The organism is Variovorax sp. GW821-FHT09D05, from assembly GCF_059416325.1.
This window is the reverse complement of record NZ_JBWKOZ010000011.1, coordinates 239,000-257,160: the sequence shown is the minus strand read 5'-3', so window position 1 is coordinate 257,160 and position 18,161 is coordinate 239,000. Positions and strand designations below refer to the sequence as shown.

The 18,161-nt window shown below is 67.9% G+C and carries 14 protein-coding genes; 9 read left to right on the top strand and 5 right to left on the bottom strand.

The window, feature by feature from the left end; translation table 11 throughout:
* Positions 1 to 5: 5 nt before the first annotated feature.
* From AC07O3_RS28285 to AC07O3_RS28270, 4 genes are all read right to left on the bottom strand, one after another.
* Positions 6 to 500, bottom strand: a complete 495-nt coding sequence (locus AC07O3_RS28285) for an Lrp/AsnC family transcriptional regulator (protein ID WP_097200498.1) — start codon at positions 498 to 500, stop codon at positions 6 to 8.
* Between the two features lie 78 nt (positions 501 to 578).
* Positions 579 to 1,982: an aspartate aminotransferase family protein gene (locus AC07O3_RS28280; RefSeq protein ID WP_307615384.1), complete on the bottom strand. Its 1,404-nt coding sequence runs from the start codon at positions 1,980 to 1,982 to the stop codon at positions 579 to 581.
* 162 nt (positions 1,983 to 2,144) lie between these two features.
* Positions 2,145 to 3,077: a 2-hydroxyacid dehydrogenase gene (locus tag AC07O3_RS28275; RefSeq protein WP_495340871.1), complete on the bottom strand. Its 933-nt coding sequence runs from the start codon at positions 3,075 to 3,077 to the stop codon at positions 2,145 to 2,147.
* 94 nt (positions 3,078 to 3,171) lie between these two features.
* The gene (locus tag AC07O3_RS28270) at positions 3,172 to 4,050 is read right to left on the bottom strand and encodes a GNAT family N-acetyltransferase (protein WP_495340870.1); all 879 of its coding nucleotides are present in this window, start codon (positions 4,048 to 4,050) and stop codon (positions 3,172 to 3,174) included.
* A 222-nt stretch (positions 4,051 to 4,272) separates the two neighbouring features.
* On the opposite strand from AC07O3_RS28270, the gene AC07O3_RS28265 reads away from it, so the two are divergent.
* From AC07O3_RS28265 to AC07O3_RS28225, 9 genes are all read left to right on the top strand, one after another.
* A complete protein-coding gene (locus AC07O3_RS28265) occupies positions 4,273 to 5,754 on the top strand; it encodes an aldehyde dehydrogenase family protein (RefSeq protein WP_495340869.1) in 1,482 nt (493 codons plus the stop codon).
* Between the two features lie 216 nt (positions 5,755 to 5,970).
* The gene (locus tag AC07O3_RS28260) at positions 5,971 to 6,636 is read left to right on the top strand and encodes a haloacid dehalogenase type II (RefSeq protein ID WP_093053896.1); all 666 of its coding nucleotides are present in this window, start codon (positions 5,971 to 5,973) and stop codon (positions 6,634 to 6,636) included.
* 31 nt (positions 6,637 to 6,667) lie between these two features.
* Positions 6,668 to 7,960, top strand: coding sequence for an NAD(P)/FAD-dependent oxidoreductase (locus tag AC07O3_RS28255; protein ID WP_495340868.1), 1,293 nt, complete (start codon positions 6,668 to 6,670; stop codon positions 7,958 to 7,960).
* A 69-nt stretch (positions 7,961 to 8,029) separates the two neighbouring features.
* Positions 8,030 to 9,652, top strand: a complete 1,623-nt coding sequence (locus tag AC07O3_RS28250; RefSeq protein ID WP_495340867.1) for an ABC transporter substrate-binding protein — start codon at positions 8,030 to 8,032, stop codon at positions 9,650 to 9,652.
* Positions 9,653 to 9,662: 10 nt separating this feature from the next.
* On the top strand, positions 9,663 to 10,619 hold the full coding sequence (locus AC07O3_RS28245) for an ABC transporter permease (protein WP_097200506.1): 957 nt from the start codon (positions 9,663 to 9,665) through the stop codon (positions 10,617 to 10,619).
* 16 nt (positions 10,620 to 10,635) lie between these two features.
* On the top strand, positions 10,636 to 11,553 hold the full coding sequence (locus AC07O3_RS28240; RefSeq protein ID WP_495340866.1) for an ABC transporter permease: 918 nt from the start codon (positions 10,636 to 10,638) through the stop codon (positions 11,551 to 11,553).
* A complete protein-coding gene (locus AC07O3_RS28235) occupies positions 11,553 to 13,199 on the top strand; it encodes an ABC transporter ATP-binding protein (RefSeq protein ID WP_495340865.1) in 1,647 nt (548 codons plus the stop codon). The genes AC07O3_RS28240 and AC07O3_RS28235 overlap by 1 nt, the downstream gene beginning before the upstream one ends.
* An 11-nt stretch (positions 13,200 to 13,210) precedes the next feature.
* Positions 13,211 to 14,299 (top strand): tartrate dehydrogenase, encoded by a 1,089-nt coding sequence (locus tag AC07O3_RS28230; RefSeq protein ID WP_093076886.1) that lies wholly within the window; start codon positions 13,211 to 13,213, stop codon positions 14,297 to 14,299.
* 17 nt (positions 14,300 to 14,316) lie between these two features.
* The gene (locus AC07O3_RS28225; RefSeq protein ID WP_495340864.1) at positions 14,317 to 15,801 is read left to right on the top strand and encodes an NAD-dependent succinate-semialdehyde dehydrogenase; all 1,485 of its coding nucleotides are present in this window, start codon (positions 14,317 to 14,319) and stop codon (positions 15,799 to 15,801) included.
* A 15-nt stretch (positions 15,802 to 15,816) separates the two neighbouring features.
* Here the strand turns inward: AC07O3_RS28225 and AC07O3_RS28220 are convergent, their stop codons facing one another.
* Positions 15,817 to 18,054, bottom strand: coding sequence for a LamG-like jellyroll fold domain-containing protein (locus AC07O3_RS28220; protein WP_495340863.1), 2,238 nt, complete (start codon positions 18,052 to 18,054; stop codon positions 15,817 to 15,819).
* Positions 18,055 to 18,161 lie beyond the last annotated feature (107 nt).

Sequence of the window (18,161 nt, the reverse complement as noted above, 5' to 3'; positions counted from 1 at the left end):
GCCGGTCAGCGCTCGTGAGGAAAAAGCCGTTCGATCGGACAGTGCGTCTTGATGAACGGCGACTTGATGACGATGTAGCTGAAGTACTTCGCGATGCCGATGTTGCGTTCGAGCAGCCCCTCGATCACTTCCTGGTAGTGATTCACGCCACGGGTGAGAAAGCGCAACAGGTAGTCGTAGCCGCCGCTGACCAGGTGGCATTCGAGCACCTCGTCGACCTCGCGGATCGCGGACTCGAAGCGCACGAAGTCTTCGCGGTGGTGGTCCGACAGCGTGACCTCGGTGAACACGGTCAGCGTGTCGCCGAGTTTTTCGAGCCGAAGGTGCGCGCCATAGCCGGCGATGTAGCCGGCCTGTTCCAGCCGCTTCACGCGAATGAGGCAGGGGCTGGGCGAGAGCCCCACCGCATCCGCCAGGTCGACGTTGGTCATGCGCCCGTTCTTCTGCAACTGGGCCAGGATGCGAAGGTCGAGTCGGTCGATCTTGAAAGCTTCTGACATGGCGGTGCCTGATAACGAGAGAAAGCCCGATTCTGCGTCGTTGGCCGCCGGTCTTGCGGGCTTTGCGTACCTGTTCGCTCAGGCCGCCATCGCGGCGCGAACGTCGGGTGCGGCCAGCACTTCGTCGAGCGTCTTCTTCAGCCGCGCGAACATCTGCGCAAACTCGTCCTCGGTGAAGGTGAGCGCAGGCGCAAAGCCGAGGATGTGGTCGCCGAATGAGCGGAACACCAGCCCGTTGCGGTAGCCGGCGGCGAAGATGCGGTCGGACAGCCCCAGCGCCGCATCGAAACGGCGCTTGCTGGCCTTGTCGCTCACCAGCTCCAGCGCGCCCAGCAGGCCGCGGTGGCGTGAATCGCCCACCAGCGGATGCGCGAGCAGCGCATCGAGCCCGGCGGCGAAGTGCGCCGCGCCGCGCTGGCCGTTGGCGAGGATGCCGCCTTCCTCGTAGAGCCGCAGCACTTCGAGCGCAACAGCGGCGCCGACCGGGTGCGCCGAATAGGTCGCGCCGTGGCCGACGGAGGCGCCCTCGGGCGCGCCGTCGGCGATGCCGGCGTAGACCTTCTCCGACATCATGGTCGCGCCCATCGGCACGTAGCCGGCCGTGAGGCCCTTGGCCATGGTCATCAGGTCGGGCTCCACGCCTTCGGCTTCGCAGGCGAACATGGGACCGGTGCGGCCGAAGCCGGTGATGACTTCGTCCACGACGAAGAGGATGTCGAGCTCGCGCGCGGCCTCGCGCATGGCCTTCAGCCAGCCCTTGGGCGGCACGATGACGCCGCCCGAGCCCTGGATCGGTTCGCAGAAGAAGGCAGCCACGTTGTCCGCGCCCAGCTCGGCCACCTTGGCGCGCAAGGCCGCGACCGACGAGGCGATCAGCGCCTGCGGGTCGGCGCCGTCGGCATGGCGATAGGCGTAAGGCGACGCAATGTAGTGCTGCGTGGGCAGCGGCAGGTCGAAGCCGCGATGAAAGGCCGGCAGCGCCGTGAGGCCAGCGCCGGTGGACGACGAGCCGTGGTAGCCGCGCTCCAGCGAAATGAACTGCTTCTTCGACGGCCGGCCGGTCGCGTTGTAGTACTGCACGATGAAGCGCACGGCGGCATCGACCGCCTCGGAGCCACCCAGCGTGAGGTACACGCGGGTCAGCGAGGCGGGCGTGATCTGCACCAGTTTTTCAGCAAGGCGGATGGCCGGCTCGCTGCTGAAGTGGAAGTAGCCGGTTGCGTACGGCAGCTTGCGCATCTGCTCGGTGGCGGCCTGCACCACGCTCTCCTGCCCGTAGCCCACGTTCACGCACCACAGGCCCGCAAAGGCGTCGAGGAGTTCGTGGCCGTTGCCGTCGGTCAGCCATGCGCCACGGCCTGAAGACAGCACGGTGGGGCCGCGCTGCTCATGCACGCGCCAGGGCGAGACGGGGTGGATCAGATGCGCGCGGTCGATTGCGTCGAGCGCGGCTTGGTGGGGCAATGCGGTGGGGTGCGTCATGACGGTGTTGGAGGGAGCGAGAGCGAAGGAGCTTTCGATGCCCTCAGCTTAGGCGGCGCACCGCACGAGGTGGTGCTGCTTTGGGGGTGCCGCACAAAGCAGGCTGCGGTTGTGTGCGTGGCAGGCAGCAGATCGTGCGGTCGGTCTTCCTTCTTCCCGTCTTCAATACCCACGCGCGCGGTCGACCAGGCCGACCATCGACTCGCCGGCTTCGAAGCGCTCGAGGTTGTCGAGCACCACTTCCGCAGCACTCAACGGCTGCGTCATGCTCGCGATGTGCGGCGTAAGCTGGATGCGCGGATGGCGCCAGAAGGCATGCTCCGGCGGCAGCGGCTCGGGGTCGGTCACGTCGAGCACCGCATCGCCGATCTGTCCGCTTGCGAGCGCGGCCAGCAGGTCGGCATCCACAAGCTGCGGCCCGCGCCCCACATGCACCAGCCCGGCGCCCGTGGGCAGCAACGAAAACAGCCGCGCATCGAGAAAGCCGCGTGTCGAATCGGTCAGAGGCAGCAGGCACACGAGGATGTCGGTGCGCGCCAGAAAGGCCGGCAGCTCATCGGCGCCGGCATGGCATTGCACGCCGTCGACCTCGTGCCGCGAACGGCTCCACCCTGCGCAGTCGAAGCCCAGCGCAACAAGCTGCGCCAGCACGGCCTGCCCGAGCGAGCCCAGCCCGAGCACGCCGATGCGCCGTTCACCAGCGGGCCGCACAGGCAGCGGCTTCCACAGGCCCCCCTGCTGCTGGCGCCGGTATTGCGGCATGTCGCGATGCAGGCCAAGCACAGCATGCGTCACGTACTCGACCATGCCGCGCACGATGCCGGGCTCCACCATGCGCACCACCGGCAGTTTGGCCGGCAGCGCCGCGAAATCGAACTGGTCAACACCAGCGCCGGAGGAAAACAGCACTTCGAGATTGGGAAAGCGCGTTGCCAGATCTTCCGGCGGCTCCCAGGCTGCGAGGAAGCGCACCTGCGCTGGGTCGCCGATGTCGGGCCAGATGCGGAAGTCGATGCCTGGTGAGCGGCGGCTGAACACTTCGGCCCACAGGCGGCCTCTTGCCGGGTCGGATTTGTAGAGGAAGGTAGTTTTCATGATTGACTGGGACTCGGCTGGGAACACGTTCAGGGTGCGTGCGAATGACACCGGGTACTCCCGTCGGCGTGATCGCACCCTGAACAGCAAGTGCTCATCCAACAGCCTGAGTAACGATGGCAAAGAGCGAAGGACCACCCGCCGGAGTGACAAGCGGCGCACCACGCACCATCGTCGTAGGCGCATCCACACGCAGCAGCCCGATGCTCTCCAGGCACTCAGACAGCCCACTGTCGAAGTCGATGTCGATGCGCGTGAAGTGCCCGGCATTCACACTGGCCAGATGCGCGATCAACGCCTTCGCACCGTCGACATCAGGCGCAACCACCGGCCCGATCGAATACCCACGCCCGAAGCGACGCAGCATCGCAAAGCCGCGCGGTTCGTTGTCATGGTCGAGCACCACGCAGGCATCGGCGGTGGACAGCAGGTCGGCAATCAATGCATCGCGCGGCATGCCGCGCGCCGCCGCGTCGAGGGCCTGCAGCGCCGCGGCCTCATGAACGCCGGCAGGCCGCAGACGCCAGCCTGGCTGCAAGGCCACCAGCGGCGCCGACTGCGCGATGCCCTGGTGCTGCCGCAATTCGCCGGTGCGCACGAACCCCAGCCGCTCGTAGAGGCCGCGACCTTCGGCGGTGGCATGCAGCAGCACCGTGCGGTCTTCCAGGCCGTCGAGCAGCGCGCTCATTAAACGGTGTCCGATGCGCCGGCCCTGGCAGGCTGGCGTCACGACCACGAGGCCGAGGGTGGCGTGGCGTTCGCCCCAAAGCCAGCGCAGGGCACAGCCGACGATCTCGCCGTCGCGCTCGGCCACGATGCCTTCGGCATGCGCGAACACCTGCGCCCAGTCCGCCAGCCGATGCGGCCAGCGCAACAGGTCGGTCAGCGCCTGTGCGAACGGCAGGTCGGCAGGCGTCATCGGTCTCAGCACCACGCCGTCTCCGGTGGATGCATTCGGGGTCTGATCGGGCATTGAAAGGTCTCGGTAGCGAAGAGGATGTTCCTTCCATCTTGGACGACATCGGCGCACGGTGCCAGACCGAAATCGACGTTCACTGCAACTCGCAAGCTTCGGCTGCAACGTGCCCGGGTTTTGCAATTCGCTGCGGTGCGGTGCCTGCGTACGCATACAAATGCTGTGCCAACCTGCCTAGGATCGATCGCCGCCCTTGCGGTGTTCTCGCAACCTACGCCCATGCAAGCCTTCGACCCGCGACAGATCCACGTGCCTTCGGGCCATTTCATCGGTGGGCGCCTCGTGCCCGACGCCGGCCGTATCGTGGTGCACAGGCCCTCCGATGCGCAGGCGCATGCCGAGCTTCCACTGGCCAATACCGACACGGTGGACGCCGCCGTGCGCGACGCATGGAATGCCTGGCGCCACAGCGACTGGGCACGCCGTGCACCGCGCGAACGCGCTCGCGTGATGCGCCGCTGGGCCGAGCTGATCGAGGCCGATGCGGCAAATCTCGGCCCGCTGGAAGCCGTGTGTTCCACGCGGCCGGTGCGCGACGCCATCGCGTGGGACGTTCCATTCACGGCCGAGGGCCTGCGCTTCTTCGCCGAGTACGCGGACAAGCTCGGCGGCGAAGTCGCGGCAACGCGCCATGACCACCTCGGCATGGTGGTGGCCGAGCCCTATGGCGTCATCGGTGCGATCACGCCGTGGAATTTTCCGCTGGTCATGGTGTCGTGGAAGGTCGGCGCGGCGCTCGCGGCCGGCAATGCGGTGGTGCTCAAGCCATCGGAGCTCACGCCCTGGTCGGCGCTGCGGCTGGCCGAGCTGGCCGTCGAGGCCGGCGTGCCGCCCGGGCTCTTCAACGTCGTGCAGGGTGATGGCCGCATCACCGGAGACGCGCTCTCGCGGCACCCGCTGATATCGAAGATGACCTTCACCGGCTCCACCCGCACCGGCGCCGCGATCATGGCCGCCTGCGCCATGACCGGCCCCAAGCCGGTAACGCTGGAGCTCGGCGGCAAGAGCCCGCAGCTGGTGTTCGACGATGCGCCCGACATCGACCGCCTGGCCGGCATGATCGCCGGCGCCATCACCGGCAACGCGGGGCAGGTATGCGTGGCCGGGTCGCGGCTGATCGTGCAGCGCGGCATTGCCGAGGCGCTGGTGGAGCGCATCGCGGCGCGCTTCGCGGCGATGCGCCCGGGTGCGACCTGGGACGACACGGCCACGCTGCCGCCCATCATCTCGACGCCGCAGGCCGGCCGCATCCTGGAGATCGTCGATCGCGCGCGCGACGCCGGGGCCACCGTGCGCTGCGGCGGCGGCCTGTTCGACGGCGGGCCGGGCGGCGCCTACTTCCAGCCCACGCTGATCGAGGGCGTTGACGGCGCCAACCCCGCCGTGCGCGAAGAGATCTTCGGACCGGTGCTCACGGTGCAGACCTTCGCCGACGAAGAAGAAGGCCTGGCGCTTGCCGCGCACGAGCACTACGGGCTGGCCAGCGGCGTGCACACCGCCGACATCGGCCGCGCGCTGAGGGCGATGCGCGGCATCAGTGCCGGCACGGTCTGGATCAACCGCTACGGCCGCAGCGCCGACTTCGTGATCCCCACCGGGGGTTATCACCAATCGGGCATCGGCAAGGACCTGGGGCGCCAGGCGGTCGAGGCCAACCTGCGCTTCAAAAGCGTGCTCATCGACTTCGCCGCGACGCACTGAGGTGCGCCGCCGCACGCATGGAGGGCAGACCGCATGGCATGCCGCCACGCCCCCTTCAAACCGCAGCTTTGTCGCGGCGGGCAACGTTTTTCCCTACAACTCCGGAGCGGCTGCGTGCTGCAATCAATTCGTAATGAGCTTGTCGCAATTGCCATCCAAAGCAAGCGACCCGACCCGGCCGGCGACCGGTTTGAATGAACCCAAGGATTCGAGACCATGACCTTCAAGCCCAAGTACGTGACCTTCGACTGCTACGGAACGCTGACGCGCTTCCGCATGAAAGAGATGTCGCATGAGCTCTTTGCCGATCGCATTCCGGCCGAGCACATGGAGCAGTTCATCGCCGACTTCGCGGCCTACCGCTTCGATGAGGTGCTGGGCGCCTGGCAGCCCTACGAGGTGGTGCTGAAGAACGCAGTGCGCCGTCTGTGCCGCAAGTGGAAGATCCAGTACTTCGACCTGGACGCGCAGAAGATCTACGACGCGGTGCCCACCTGGGGCCCGCACGCCGACGTGGCCGCCGGCCTGGCCAAGGTCGCGAAGGAAATCCCGCTGGTGATCCTGTCGAACGCATCGGACGACCAGATCCAGAAGAACGTCGCGATGCTCGGCGCGCCCTTCCACCGCGTCTACACCGCGCAGCAGGCCCAGGCCTACAAGCCGCGCCTGACGGCCTTCGAATACATGCTCGATTCGCTCGGCTGCAACCCGGAAGACGTGCTGCACGTGTCGTCCAGCCTGCGCTACGACCTGATGTCGGCGGACGACCTGGGCATCGTCAACAAGGTGTTCGTGAATCGCGGCCATGGGCCGGGCAACCCGGCGTACCGCTACACGGAGATCCAGGACATCGGCGGCCTGCCCGGCGTCGTCGGCCTCTGATCTTTCTTTCTTGCAGCACCAGCCCCACGCCATGAAGCTCGACTCCTACTGGACCGATTCGGCGCCAGCCTTCGCCCCTGAGGCACATGAGTTGCCGGCGCAGGTCGATGTCGCGATCGTCGGTGGCGGCTTCACCGGCCTGTCGGCGGCGCTGGCACTGGCCCGGCGTGGTGCCCGCGTCGCGGTACTGGAGGCCGGTGAGCGCGTGGCGGCCGAAGCGTCGGGGCGCAACGGCGGGCACGTCAACAACGGGTTGGCCGTCGACTACGCCGATGTGGCGGCCAAGGTCGGCATCGAGCGCGCGCGCGGCTGGTATCACGCGTACGACGCGGCGGTCGATACGGTGGCGCGGCTGGTGCGCGACGAGGCCATCGACTGCGACTTCATGCGCCACGGCAAACTCAAGCTCGCCACGCGGGCGAACCAGATGGCCGCGCTCGAACACAGCGCCCGACGCCTGGTCGACGACGGCGTGGACTGCGACGTCGAACTGCTCGACGCGGCCCGCGTGCGCGCAGAGGTGCAGAGCGATCGCTTCCACGGTGGCCTGCTCTACAAGCGCAGCGGCCAGATGCACATGGGCCGCTTCGCGCACGGACTGGCGACGGCCGCGCAGCGCAACGGCGCGCAGATTCACACCGGCACCGAGGTCAGCCGCATCGAACGCATCGGCCAGGGCCATGCACACCGGTTGCACACCGGGCGCGGCGTGGTCACGGCGCAGCAGGTGCTGCTGGCCACGGGCGCGACGCGCCATGGCGGCTACGGCAGCTTCGGCTGGCTGCGCCGGCGCATCGTGCCGATCGGCAGCTTCATCGTCGTCACCGAGCCGCTGGGCGCCGAGCGCGCGCAGGCATTGCTCGCGGCGCGGCGCACGTACACGACCATCGCGAACATCCACCACTACTTCAGGCTCACGGCCGACCACCGGCTGGTGTTCGGCGGACGCGCACGCTTCGCGGTCTCCAGCCCGCAGTCGGATGCCGCGAGCGGCGACATCCTGCGCGCGGGGCTGGCCGAGACATTTCCGCAGCTCGGCGCGGTGCGGCTCGACTATTGCTGGGGCGGACTGGTCGACATGACACAAGACCGCCTGCCGCATGCCGGCGAACGCGACGGCCTCTACTACGCCATGGGCTACAGCGGCCACGGCACGCAGATGTCGGTGCACATGGGCGAACGCATGGCCGCCGTGATGGGCGGCAATGCGGGCGCCAACCCCTGGCAGGGCCGCGAGTGGCCCGCCATTCCCGGCCACTTCGGCCCGCCGTGGTTCCTGCCGGCGGTGGGCTTCTATTACCGGCTCAAGGACAGGCTGGCCTGAGGACTTGCAGTCATCTCTTTCGTTCGTTTCCGATTTCTTCCACCCCACGGCCCCTCAGGAGCACCCACCATGAGCGACAGCAGCAACAAGAGCTTCGAAAACCTCGTCGGCCCCGACGAAAGCCTTCGCGTGATGGCATCGCTGCGACGCGGCGCCTCGCGGCGCGACATCCTGACGATGCTGATGGCCGGCGGCATGCAGGCCACGCTGGCCGGCAGCCTGGCGGGCATGGCGGTGTCGGCCCATGCGCAGACGCCGCGGCGCGGCGGGCGCATCCGGGTGGCGGGGGCCACCGCTGCCGCGACCGACACGCTCGATCCGGCCAAGCAGTCGAACCAGACCGACTACTCGCGCTGCAACATGATCTACAACGGCCTGACGACGCTCGACGGCAGCCTGACGCCGCAGCCCGCGCTGGCCGAATCGTTCACCACCAAGGATGCCAAGACCTGGGTGTTCACGCTGCGCAAGGGCGTGCTGTTCCACGACGGCAAGGCGCTCTCGCCCGCCGACGTTGTCTTCTCGGTGATGCGCCACAAAGACCCGGCCGCGGCCTCCAAGGCCAAGGTGCTCGCCGACCAGATCGAGAGCGTGAAGGCCACGGGCCCGAACGAAGTGACGGTGGTGCTGAGCGCGCCCAACGCCGACCTGCCGGTGATCCTGGGCACCTTCCACTTCCACATCGTCAAGGACGGCACCACCGACTTCAACACCGGCATCGGCACCGGCCCCTACAAGCTCAAGGAGTTCAAGCCCGGCATCCGCTCGCTGGTGGTGCGCAACGAGGCCTACTGGAAACCCGGCAAGCCGTACCTCGACGAGATCGAGTTCGTCGGCATCGGCGACGAGAGCGCCCGCGTCAACGCGCTGCTGTCGGGCGGCATGGACCTGGTGGGCTCGGTCAACCCGCGCTCGGTGGAACGCGTGAAGGGCACGCCCGGCTTCGGCATCTTCGTGACCCAGTCGGGCCAGTACTCCGACCTGGTGATGCGCAAGGACGCGGGCCCCGGCGCCAACTCGGACTTCGTGCTCGGCATGAAGCACCTGTTCGACCGCGAGCAGATGAAGAAGACCATCGCGCTCGACTACGCAGTGGTCGCCAACGACCAGCCGATCGACCCGACCAACCGCTTCTACTTCGGCGGCCTGCCGCAGCGCCCCTTCGACCTGGACAAGGCGAAGTTCCACCTGCAGAAGGCCGGCGTCACCGGCAAGGTGCCGGTGGTGGCGTCTCCCGCAGCGCTTTACTCTGTGGAAATTGCTCTGATGCTGCAGCAGACCGCGCAGCGCGCAGGCCTGGAGCTCGACATCAAGCGCATGCCGGCCGACGGCTACTGGTCGAACCACTGGCTCAACAGCCAGGTGGGCTTCGGCAACGTCAACCCGCGCCCGAGCGCCGATGTGCTGCTCACGCAGTTCTTCCAGTCGGGTGCGGCCTGGAACGAGTCGCGCTGGAAGAGCGAGAAGTTCGACCAGCTGCTGCTCGCCTCGCGCGCCGAGACCGACCTGGCCAAGCGCAAGCAGATGTACGCCGACATGCAGACCATGATCCACCAGGACGCCGGCATCGGCATTCCGCTTTTCCTCGCGAGCATCGACGGCCACACTTCCAAGCTCAAGGGGCTGTCGCCGATTCCGCTCGGCGGCCTCATGGGCTACAACTTTGCCGAGAGCGTATGGCTCGAGGCATGAGCCCGCTGACATGAACCGACAGATCCTCAAGCTGCTCGGCCAGCGGATAGCGCTGGCGCTGCTGTCGCTGCTGGCGGTGTCGGTGATCGTGTTCTCGATCACCGCGGTGCTGCCCGGCGACGCAGCCCAGGAGCAGCTCGGCCAGGACGCCACGCCGGAAGCATTGGCCGCGCTGCGCGCGCAGATGGGCCTGGACGTACCCGCGCCCAAGCGCTATGCGCAGTGGCTGCTGGGCATCGCGAAGGGCGATCTCGGTCGCTCGGCCACCACGCAGATGCCGGTGTCGGAGCTGGTTGCCAGCCGCCTGCCCAACTCGCTGCTGCTGGCTGCTGTCACGGCACTGTTCTCGGTGCCGATCGCGCTGGCGCTGGGCATCGCCTCGGCGGTGTGGCGCGGCTCCTGGTTCGATCGAGTGGCCTCGACCTCGGCTGTGGCGGTGGTGTCGGTGCCGGAGTTCCTGGTCGCGACGCTGGCAGTGCTGGTATTCGCGGTCAAGCTGCGCTGGCTACCGGCGCTTTCCTTCGTCAGCGACATCGATTCGCTGGGCCAGATGCTGCAGGCCTTCGCGATGCCGGTGCTGGTGCTGTGCTGCGTGATCGTCGCGCAGATGATGCGCATGACGCGCGCCGCCGTCATCGACCAGCTCGAGGCGCCCTACATCGAGATGGTGCGGCTCAAGGGCGCTTCGCCGATGCGCATGGTGCTGGCGCACGCTCTGCCCAACGCGGTAGGCCCGATCGCCAATGCGGTGGCGCTCAGCCTGTCGTACCTGCTCGGCGGCGTGATCATCGTCGAGACCATCTTCAACTACCCGGGCATCGCCAAGCTGATGGTCGACGGCGTATCGCAGCGCGACATGCCGCTGGTGCAGACCTGCGCCATGATCTTCTGCTGCGCCTACCTGATCCTGGTGACCGCTGCCGACATCTGCGGCATCGTCGCCAACCCGCGGCTGCGGCACCGCTGAAGAAGAGGCAGCAAGCATGGAACCGTCCACTTCCCCCTCCTCTTCTCCAGCTGTGAATGCCACGGCCCCCGCCACTGCCGTGCCGCCACCAGAGCGGCAACACGGCCGTCTGCACTGGCTCGCAGGCTTCGGCGCCTCCGGCCTGCTCGGCCTCGCGGTGCTGCTCTTCTGGATGCTCGCGGCGGTGTTCGGCCCCTGGCTGCTGTCGTACAGCACGGCATCCACCGGCACCTCGAACGTCTTCATGCCGATCGGTGCGGCGCATTGGCTCGGCACCGACTACCTCGGGCGCGACATGCTGGCGCGCGTGATCGAAGGAGCGCGCTACACGGTCGGCGTCGCGCTGCTCGCCACGCTCGTGGCCAGCGGCACCGGCACCGTGCTGGCATTGCTGGCAGCAGCCAGCGGCCGCTGGATCGACGCGACGCTCAGCCGCTGCCTCGACACCCTCACGGCAATCCCGAGCAAGATGTTCGCGCTCATCATGGTGGCGGGCTTCGGCTCCTCGGTGCCGATGCTGGTCTTGACCGCGGCCATCATCTACGTGCCCGGCGCCTACCGCATCGCGCGCTCGCTGGCCGTGAACATCAACGCGCTCGACTACGTGACCGTGGCGCGCACGCGCGGCGAAGGCACGCTCTACATCATGCTGCGCGAGATCCTGCCCAACATCGTCGGCCCGATGCTGGCCGACCTGGGCCTGCGCTTCGTCTACACCGTGCTGCTGCTGGCGAGCCTGAGCTTCCTCGGCCTGGGCATACAGCCGCCGGCCGCCGACTGGGGATCGCTGGTGCGCGAGAACATCGGCGCGCTGGCCATGGGCGGCGCCTCGGTGATCGTGCCGGCGCTGGCCATCGCGAGCCTGACCATCGCGGTCAACCTCGTCATCGACAACCTGCCCGGCGGCGCCGCGCGAGAAAAAGGAACACGCTGATGGGAGCACCACTCACAGTCCAGGGCCTGAGCATCTGCGCCGGCTCAAGCACGCTGGTCGACAACCTGAGCTTCTCCGTGCAGCCCGGCGAGGTGCTGGCGCTGATCGGCGAGTCGGGCTCAGGCAAGACCACCACCGCGCTGGCGCTGATGGGCTATGCGCGCCACGGCTGCCGCATCTCGGCGGGCAGGGTGCAGATCGGCGACACCGACGTGCTGGCGCTCGATGCCCGCGCACAGCGCGCGCTGCGCGGGCGCACCGTGGCCTACATCGCGCAGAGCGCGGCTGCATCCTTCAACCCCTCGCGCACGATCATGGACCAGGTGGTCGAGCCGACCGTGATCCACGGCTTGTGCAAGCGGGCCGAGGCCGAGGCAAAGGCGGTGCAGCTGTTCCGCGAACTGGCGCTGCCCGATCCGGAGAGCATCGGCTCGCGCTATCCGCACCAGGTGTCGGGCGGCCAGCTGCAGCGGCTGATGGCGGCGATGGCGCTGATCGGCGACCCGGACCTCGTGATCCTCGACGAGCCGACCACCGCGCTCGACGTGACCACGCAAATCGAAGTGCTGCGCGCCTTCCGCCGCGTGGTGCGCGAGCGCCGCGCCACCGCGGTGTACGTGAGCCACGACCTGGCGGTGGTGGCGCAGATGGCCGACCACATCCTGGTGCTGCGCAACGGACGCATGCGCGAGCTGAACGCGACGGGGCAGATCCTCACCGCGCCGGCCGACGAATACACGAAGAGCCTGCTGGCCGCCGCACGGCCGGTGCCGCGTGCTTCAGCCGGGACAACCGACGACGGCCGCGAACTGCTGCTCGAAGTGCGCCAGCTCTCGGCCGGCTACGGCGCGGTGGATGCGCAGGGGCGCCCGGCCAAGCCGATCCTGCAGGACATTGACCTGAAGCTGTACCGCGGCCAAGCAATCGGCGTGATCGGCGAATCGGGCTCGGGCAAGACCACGCTGGCGCGCGCGGTGGCGGGCCTGCTGAAGCCCAGCCATGGCAGCGTGCTGTTCCACGGCCGCGAACTGAAGCCCACGCTGCAGCAGCGCGAGCGCGACGAACTGCGCCGCATCCAGATCGTGTTCCAGATGGCCGACACGGCGCTGAACCCGTCGCAGACCATCGAGCGCATCCTGGCGCGGCCGCTGGAGTTCTACAAAGGCCTGCGCGGCGAACCGCTGCAGAGGCGCATCCGCGAACTGCTCGACCTGGTGAAGCTGCCCCAGACCGTGGCCGGTCGCCTGCCGGGTGGGCTGTCGGGCGGGCAGAAGCAGCGCGTGAACCTGGCGCGCGCGCTCGCGGCCGACCCCGACCTGATCCTGTGCGACGAAGTCACGTCGGCGCTCGACACCGTGGTCGGCGCGGCGGTGCTGGACCTGATGGCGGAGCTGCGGCGCGAACTCGGCGTGTCTTACCTCTTCATCAGCCACGACCTGCACACGGTGCGCGCCGTGTGCGACGAGATCGTCGTGATGCAGCATGGCCGCAAGCTCGCGCAGGTGGCGCGCGCCGACTACGACCGCGGCCCGCACCACCCCTACTACGAGCTGCTGGCGCGCTCGGTCCCCGAGTTGCGCCAGGGCTGGCTCGACGAGATGGACCGCGCGAATCACGTGGACCGCGCCACGGCCCTCACATCATGAGAAAGACCGAAATGACACCGACCTTCCGCATCGCGCTGATCGCCGGCGACGGCATCGGCAAGGAAGTGATGCCCGAGGGCCTGCGCGTGGTGCAGGCCGCCGCGGAGCGCTTCGGCTTCGAGCTCGACTGCCGCACCATCGACTGGGCCAGCGCCGACTACTACGCAGCGCACGGCCAGATGATGCCGGACGACTGGAAGGAACAGCTCAAGGGCGTCGACGCGCTGTTCTTCGGCGCCGTCGGTTGGCCCGCGACCGTGCCCGACCACGTCTCGCTCTGGGGATCGCTGCTGAAGTTCCGCCGCGAGTTCGACCAGTACATCAACCTGCGTCCGGTGCGCCTGTTCGAGGGCGTGCCCTGCCCGCTGGCCGGCCGCAAGCCCGGCGACATCGACTACCTGGTGGTGCGCGAGAACACCGAGGGCGAATACACCTCCCTCGGCGGCGTGATGTACGAGGGCACCGAGCGCGAAATCGTGATCCAGGAATCGGTCTTCTCGCGCCACGGCGCCGACCGCGTGCTGCGGTACGCCTACGAGACCGCGCGAGCGCGCAAGCGCAAGCACCTGACGGTGGCCACCAAGAGCAACGGCATCGCGATCAGCATGCCCTGGTGGGACGGACGCGCCGACGCGGTGGGCCTCGACTTTCCTGACGTGACGGTCGACAAGCAGCACATCGACATCCTGTCGGCGCGCTTCGTGCTGCAGCCCACGCGCTTCGACGTGGTGGTGGCGAGCAACCTGTTCGGCGACATCCTCTCCGACCTCGGGCCCGCGACCACCGGCACCATCGGCCTTGCGCCGTCGGCCAACCTGAACCCCGAGCGCAAGTTTCCGTCGCTGTTCGAGCCGGTGCACGGCTCGGCGCCCGACATCTATGGCCAGAACATCGCCAACCCGATCGCAATGATCTGGTCGGGCGCGCTGATGCTGGACTTCCTCACGCAGGGGCAAGGCGCGGGCCGCGCGGCGCACGACGCGATCCTGGGCGCGATAGAGGCGGTGCTGCGCGACGGTCCGCGCACGCGCGACCTCGGCGGCTCGGCGAGCACCACCGAAGTGGGCATCGCGATTGCAGAGCGCGTCGCGGCGGCCTGAAGAAAGACTTTACGACCATGACGACACTCGAACTCGAACACAAAGACCTGATGCCCGGCCGCCAGCTCATCGGCGCCGATTGGCGCGAGGCCGGCGACGCCCGCCGCCTCGACGTGACCAACCCCGCCACCGACGCCGTCTTCGCGAGCGTGCCCGACGGCACGGCCGCCGACGCACGCGCAGCCGTCGATGCCGCGCACGCAGCCTTCCCAGCTTGGCGTGCGGTGCCTGCCAAGCAGCGCGCGCAGATCCTCAAGCGCTGGAACGACCTGATGCTGGCGCATCAGCAAGACCTGGGCCGCCTGGTCTCGCGCGAACAGGGCAAGCCGTTGGCCGAGGGGATCGGAGAGATCGCCTACGCGGCCAGCTACGTCGAGTGGTTTGCCGAAGAGGCCACGCGCGCCAACGGCGAAGTGATTCCCGCGCCGGTAACGGGCCGCCGCATGCTCGCGTTGAGAGAGCCGGTGGGCGTGGTCGCGGCGATCACGCCGTGGAATTTTCCGGCCGCCATGATCGCGCGCAAGATCGCACCGGCTCTCGCGGCGGGCTGCACGGTGGTGTGCAAGCCGGCCGAAGACACGCCGCTGACCTCGCTGGCCCTCGTGAAGCTGGCGCAGGAAGCGGGCGTGCCTGCCGGCGTGCTCAACATCGTGACCGCATCGCGCGAACGCACGCCCGAGGTGGTGGACGTGTGGCTGGCCGATGCGCGCGTGCGCAAGATCAGCTTCACCGGCTCGACGCCTGTGGGCAAGCACCTGGCGCGGGCTTCGGCCGACACGCTGAAGAAGCTCTCGCTCGAGCTCGGCGGCAATGCGCCCTTCATCGTGTTCGACGACGCCGACATTGACGCCGCAGTGGAAGGCCTGATGGCCTCCAAGTTCCGCAACGGCGGCCAGACCTGCGTGTGCCCGAACCGCGTGTTCGTGCAGGCCCGGGTGCACGATGCATTCGTCGACAAGCTGGCCGCGCGGGTCGGTGCGCTGCGCGTGGGCCCGGCTACCGAGCCAGACTCGCAGATCGGCCCGATGATCAACGCGCGCGCGGTCGACAAGATCGAGCGCCATGTGCGCGATGCGGTCTCCAGGGGCGCGCGCATCGTGGTCGGCGGCGAGCGGCTGCGCAATGCGCGCTGCGACGGCCCCAACTACTACGCACCCACCGTGCTGGTGAATGCCGACGCGACGATGGAATGCAGCTGCGAGGAAACCTTCGGCCCCGTGGTGCCCGTCACGCGCTTCGAGACCGAGGCCGAAGTGATTGCCGCCGCCAACGACACGCCCTTCGGGCTCGCGGCGTACTTCTATTCGACCGACGTGCGCCGCATCTCGCGCGTGGCCGATGCACTGGAGTCGGGCATTGTCGGCATCAACGAAGGCGCTCTGGCGGCCGAGGCCGCGCCCTTCGGCGGCGTGAAGGAATCGGGCTACGGCCGCGAGGGCTCGGTGCATGGCCTGGAGGACTACATGCACATCAAGTACGTCTGCCAGGGTGGGCTGGGCTAGACGCTACCGGATCGCCTACTGGGCCAGCGCCGCCACGTCCGCGCTGCCCAGCGCGCCGCTGTAGATGCGGAAGTCGTCGATGCGCCCCTTGAGATACGAATCGCCGGAGAACTGCGAGCGCCCCAGCCAGTTCTGCGTCGTTGCGCCGAGATCGAAGGGCCCCAGGCTCATCTGCGCATTGGAGCCGGCCTCGACGCCGTCCACGTACAAGGTGCCGAGCGCGCCGGACACGGTCACCGCAACGTGCACCCACTTGCCGGTCGGCAGCGCCGCCGATCCGTCGATCACCTGCTCGTTGTAGCCGTGGACGGTGGAGATCGCGAAACGCGGCGTGCCGCTGTTGCTGCGGGCGGTCAGCATCATGTAGCGACGCTCGCCGGAGCCGACGTCGAAGACCCGCGACCACGTCGCAAGGCTGTCGATGTACAGCCAGGCGGTGATGCTGAAGTCGGCAAGGTCTTTCGACACCACGCCCGCAGGCAGGGCGACATAGCTGCCGGCCTTGCCGTCGAGCACAACTGCATTGCCTTCGCGTCCGGCAACCCGGGCCGTGCCGCCTTGCAATGCGCTGGCGCCGAACCGGCCGGTCGCGTCGGCAGCTGTGGTGCCGCTCGCTTCATCGAACTTGAGCTGCATCAGCAGCTCGGCCTTGATCGCGGCCCTCTCTTCGTTGGAGGCAGCGCTCTCTCCCGACGCGGTTACCGCAACGATCACGTAGTACCAGACTTCTCCGGCAACGACGCTGCTGTCCGTGAACGTGAGCGTGTCGGTGATGTCCGGGGCGATGGTGGTGTACGGCCCGCCCGCGGTGCTCGCGCGCTTGACCGAATAGCTCTGCGCGTCGGGGCAGCCCCACCATGACAGCACCACCTGCGTGCCGCGCACCCGGGCCGTGAGCCCGCTCGGCTTTCCCGGTGCCGCGAGCGGATCGCGCGTGAAGGTCAGCGTTCCGAAGCCCAGTTGGTCGCCGTTGCCACCGTCCCCCTCAGGGGACATCTGCGCGACCTGCAGGGCGGTGTAGGGCGTCGCGATGCCCAGGCGATTCGCGTAGTGGTTGTGCACGCTTTCCCATATGCCGCGCCGGTGCCCCTGGCCGGCAGTCGACAGCACCGACTGCGTGCCCTGCTTGTTGATGTTGGTGAAGAAGGGCACGGTGTAGAAGTCGCCGTTGCCGTCGCGCAGGTTGGACTTCGCCACGTACTCGGCGCCTGCGAGAAAGCGGTTGTTCTCGTAGCTGTACGTGTCGTCGCCCTGGTTCCACGCCATTTCGTGGAACGCGCCCGCCAGGCCGATGCCCAGGGTGCAGTGGCCCTGATCGCGCCCGCTCTCCTGCCACTGGCCGAGGTAGCCCGGATGCACCTGGTAGACCGCCTGCAGGCCGGCCCCGTTGCCCTGGCCGGTCTTGTAGTAGCTCATCGCCTCGTCGTAGATGTCCTGCCGGTCGCACAGCACGCCGATGGCCAGCATCGCGGCCAGGGTGCACTGGTCCCAGTTGGCCCAGTAGTTGGTGATCTGGGCGCCGTTGTGGTTGGTCAGGAAGCTGTGGTTCAGCGGATAGAACACGGTGAGCATCATGTTCTGGAAACGCGCGAAATCGGTGGCGGCCCAGCCCTCGTAGGTGCGCATGATCTCGGCCGCATTGGCGAACTGGTAGCCGTAGATGCCGGCGGCCAGGAAGCGGTCCGCATTGCCGGTGAGCGTGGTCAGCGTGGACGACCATTCGTTCAGGAAGACCACGGCCAGATCGGCATAGCGCGTGTCCTGCGAGACCTTCCAGCGCAGCGCCAGTTGATAGGCGCGCGCGATGTCGATGTACATCTGCGCGAAGTTGGAGTCGTCGCCGCCGCGGATCACGGTGGCCAGCGGGCGCGGCTTCGCACCAAGCTGCGCGCGGCCATTGCCCGTCAATGCGTTCCAGCCGTCGAGCCAGGGTTGCGCCTTGTCCTTGACCTTCTGGCGCATGCGCTCGAAGTCGGCTTCGGTGTGCAGCAGGCCGGGGTGGACGAACTTGCGCGCCTCCACGGATGGAGTCGTCGATTCGGGGACAACGACATCGGCAACGGCCACTGCATCGGCCGACGCCGCCGCGGCCGTTCCCTGCTGTGCGGCGCCAGAGCCCGCCGCCATCGAGAAACCACCGCCTCCCCCACCGCCGCAAGCTGTTGTTCCCAATGCGAGGGCGCTTGCCGTGCCAAGAAAAAATACGCGGCGGTCCAGGGAGAAGCCGTTCTTGTCGTCCAACGAATGTGCCATCTGCCGAATTTTTGTAAAAATTTAATTCAGCAACATGCATGCCATTCGCTTTGCGCCGTGCAACCCCGTGCCATTGGTAGCACGGATGAATGCATTGGGCCTGGATT

What these genes read in the sequence shown, in the direction of transcription:
- AC07O3_RS28250 (WP_495340867.1), top strand. Translation starts at nt 8,030, where the DNA reads ATGAGCGACAGCAGCAACAAGAGCTTCGAAAACCTCGTCGGCCCCGAC.
- AC07O3_RS28280 (WP_307615384.1), bottom strand. Translation starts at nt 1,982, where the DNA reads ATGACGCACCCCACCGCATTGCCCCACCAAGCCGCGCTCGACGCAATC.
- AC07O3_RS28260 (WP_093053896.1), top strand. Translation starts at nt 5,971, where the DNA reads ATGACCTTCAAGCCCAAGTACGTGACCTTCGACTGCTACGGAACGCTG.
- AC07O3_RS28285 (WP_097200498.1), bottom strand. Translation starts at nt 500, where the DNA reads ATGTCAGAAGCTTTCAAGATCGACCGACTCGACCTTCGCATCCTGGCC.
- AC07O3_RS28270 (WP_495340870.1), bottom strand. Translation starts at nt 4,050, where the DNA reads ATGCCCGATCAGACCCCGAATGCATCCACCGGAGACGGCGTGGTGCTG.
- AC07O3_RS28230 (WP_093076886.1), top strand. Translation starts at nt 13,211, where the DNA reads ATGACACCGACCTTCCGCATCGCGCTGATCGCCGGCGACGGCATCGGC.
- AC07O3_RS28265 (WP_495340869.1), top strand. Translation starts at nt 4,273, where the DNA reads ATGCAAGCCTTCGACCCGCGACAGATCCACGTGCCTTCGGGCCATTTC.
- AC07O3_RS28225 (WP_495340864.1), top strand. Translation starts at nt 14,317, where the DNA reads ATGACGACACTCGAACTCGAACACAAAGACCTGATGCCCGGCCGCCAG.
- AC07O3_RS28255 (WP_495340868.1), top strand. Translation starts at nt 6,668, where the DNA reads ATGAAGCTCGACTCCTACTGGACCGATTCGGCGCCAGCCTTCGCCCCT.
- AC07O3_RS28235 (WP_495340865.1), top strand. Translation starts at nt 11,553, where the DNA reads ATGGGAGCACCACTCACAGTCCAGGGCCTGAGCATCTGCGCCGGCTCA.
- AC07O3_RS28240 (WP_495340866.1), top strand. Translation starts at nt 10,636, where the DNA reads ATGGAACCGTCCACTTCCCCCTCCTCTTCTCCAGCTGTGAATGCCACG.
- AC07O3_RS28275 (WP_495340871.1), bottom strand. Translation starts at nt 3,077, where the DNA reads ATGAAAACTACCTTCCTCTACAAATCCGACCCGGCAAGAGGCCGCCTG.
- AC07O3_RS28245 (WP_097200506.1), top strand. Translation starts at nt 9,663, where the DNA reads ATGAACCGACAGATCCTCAAGCTGCTCGGCCAGCGGATAGCGCTGGCG.
- AC07O3_RS28220 (WP_495340863.1), bottom strand. Translation starts at nt 18,054, where the DNA reads ATGGCACATTCGTTGGACGACAAGAACGGCTTCTCCCTGGACCGCCGC.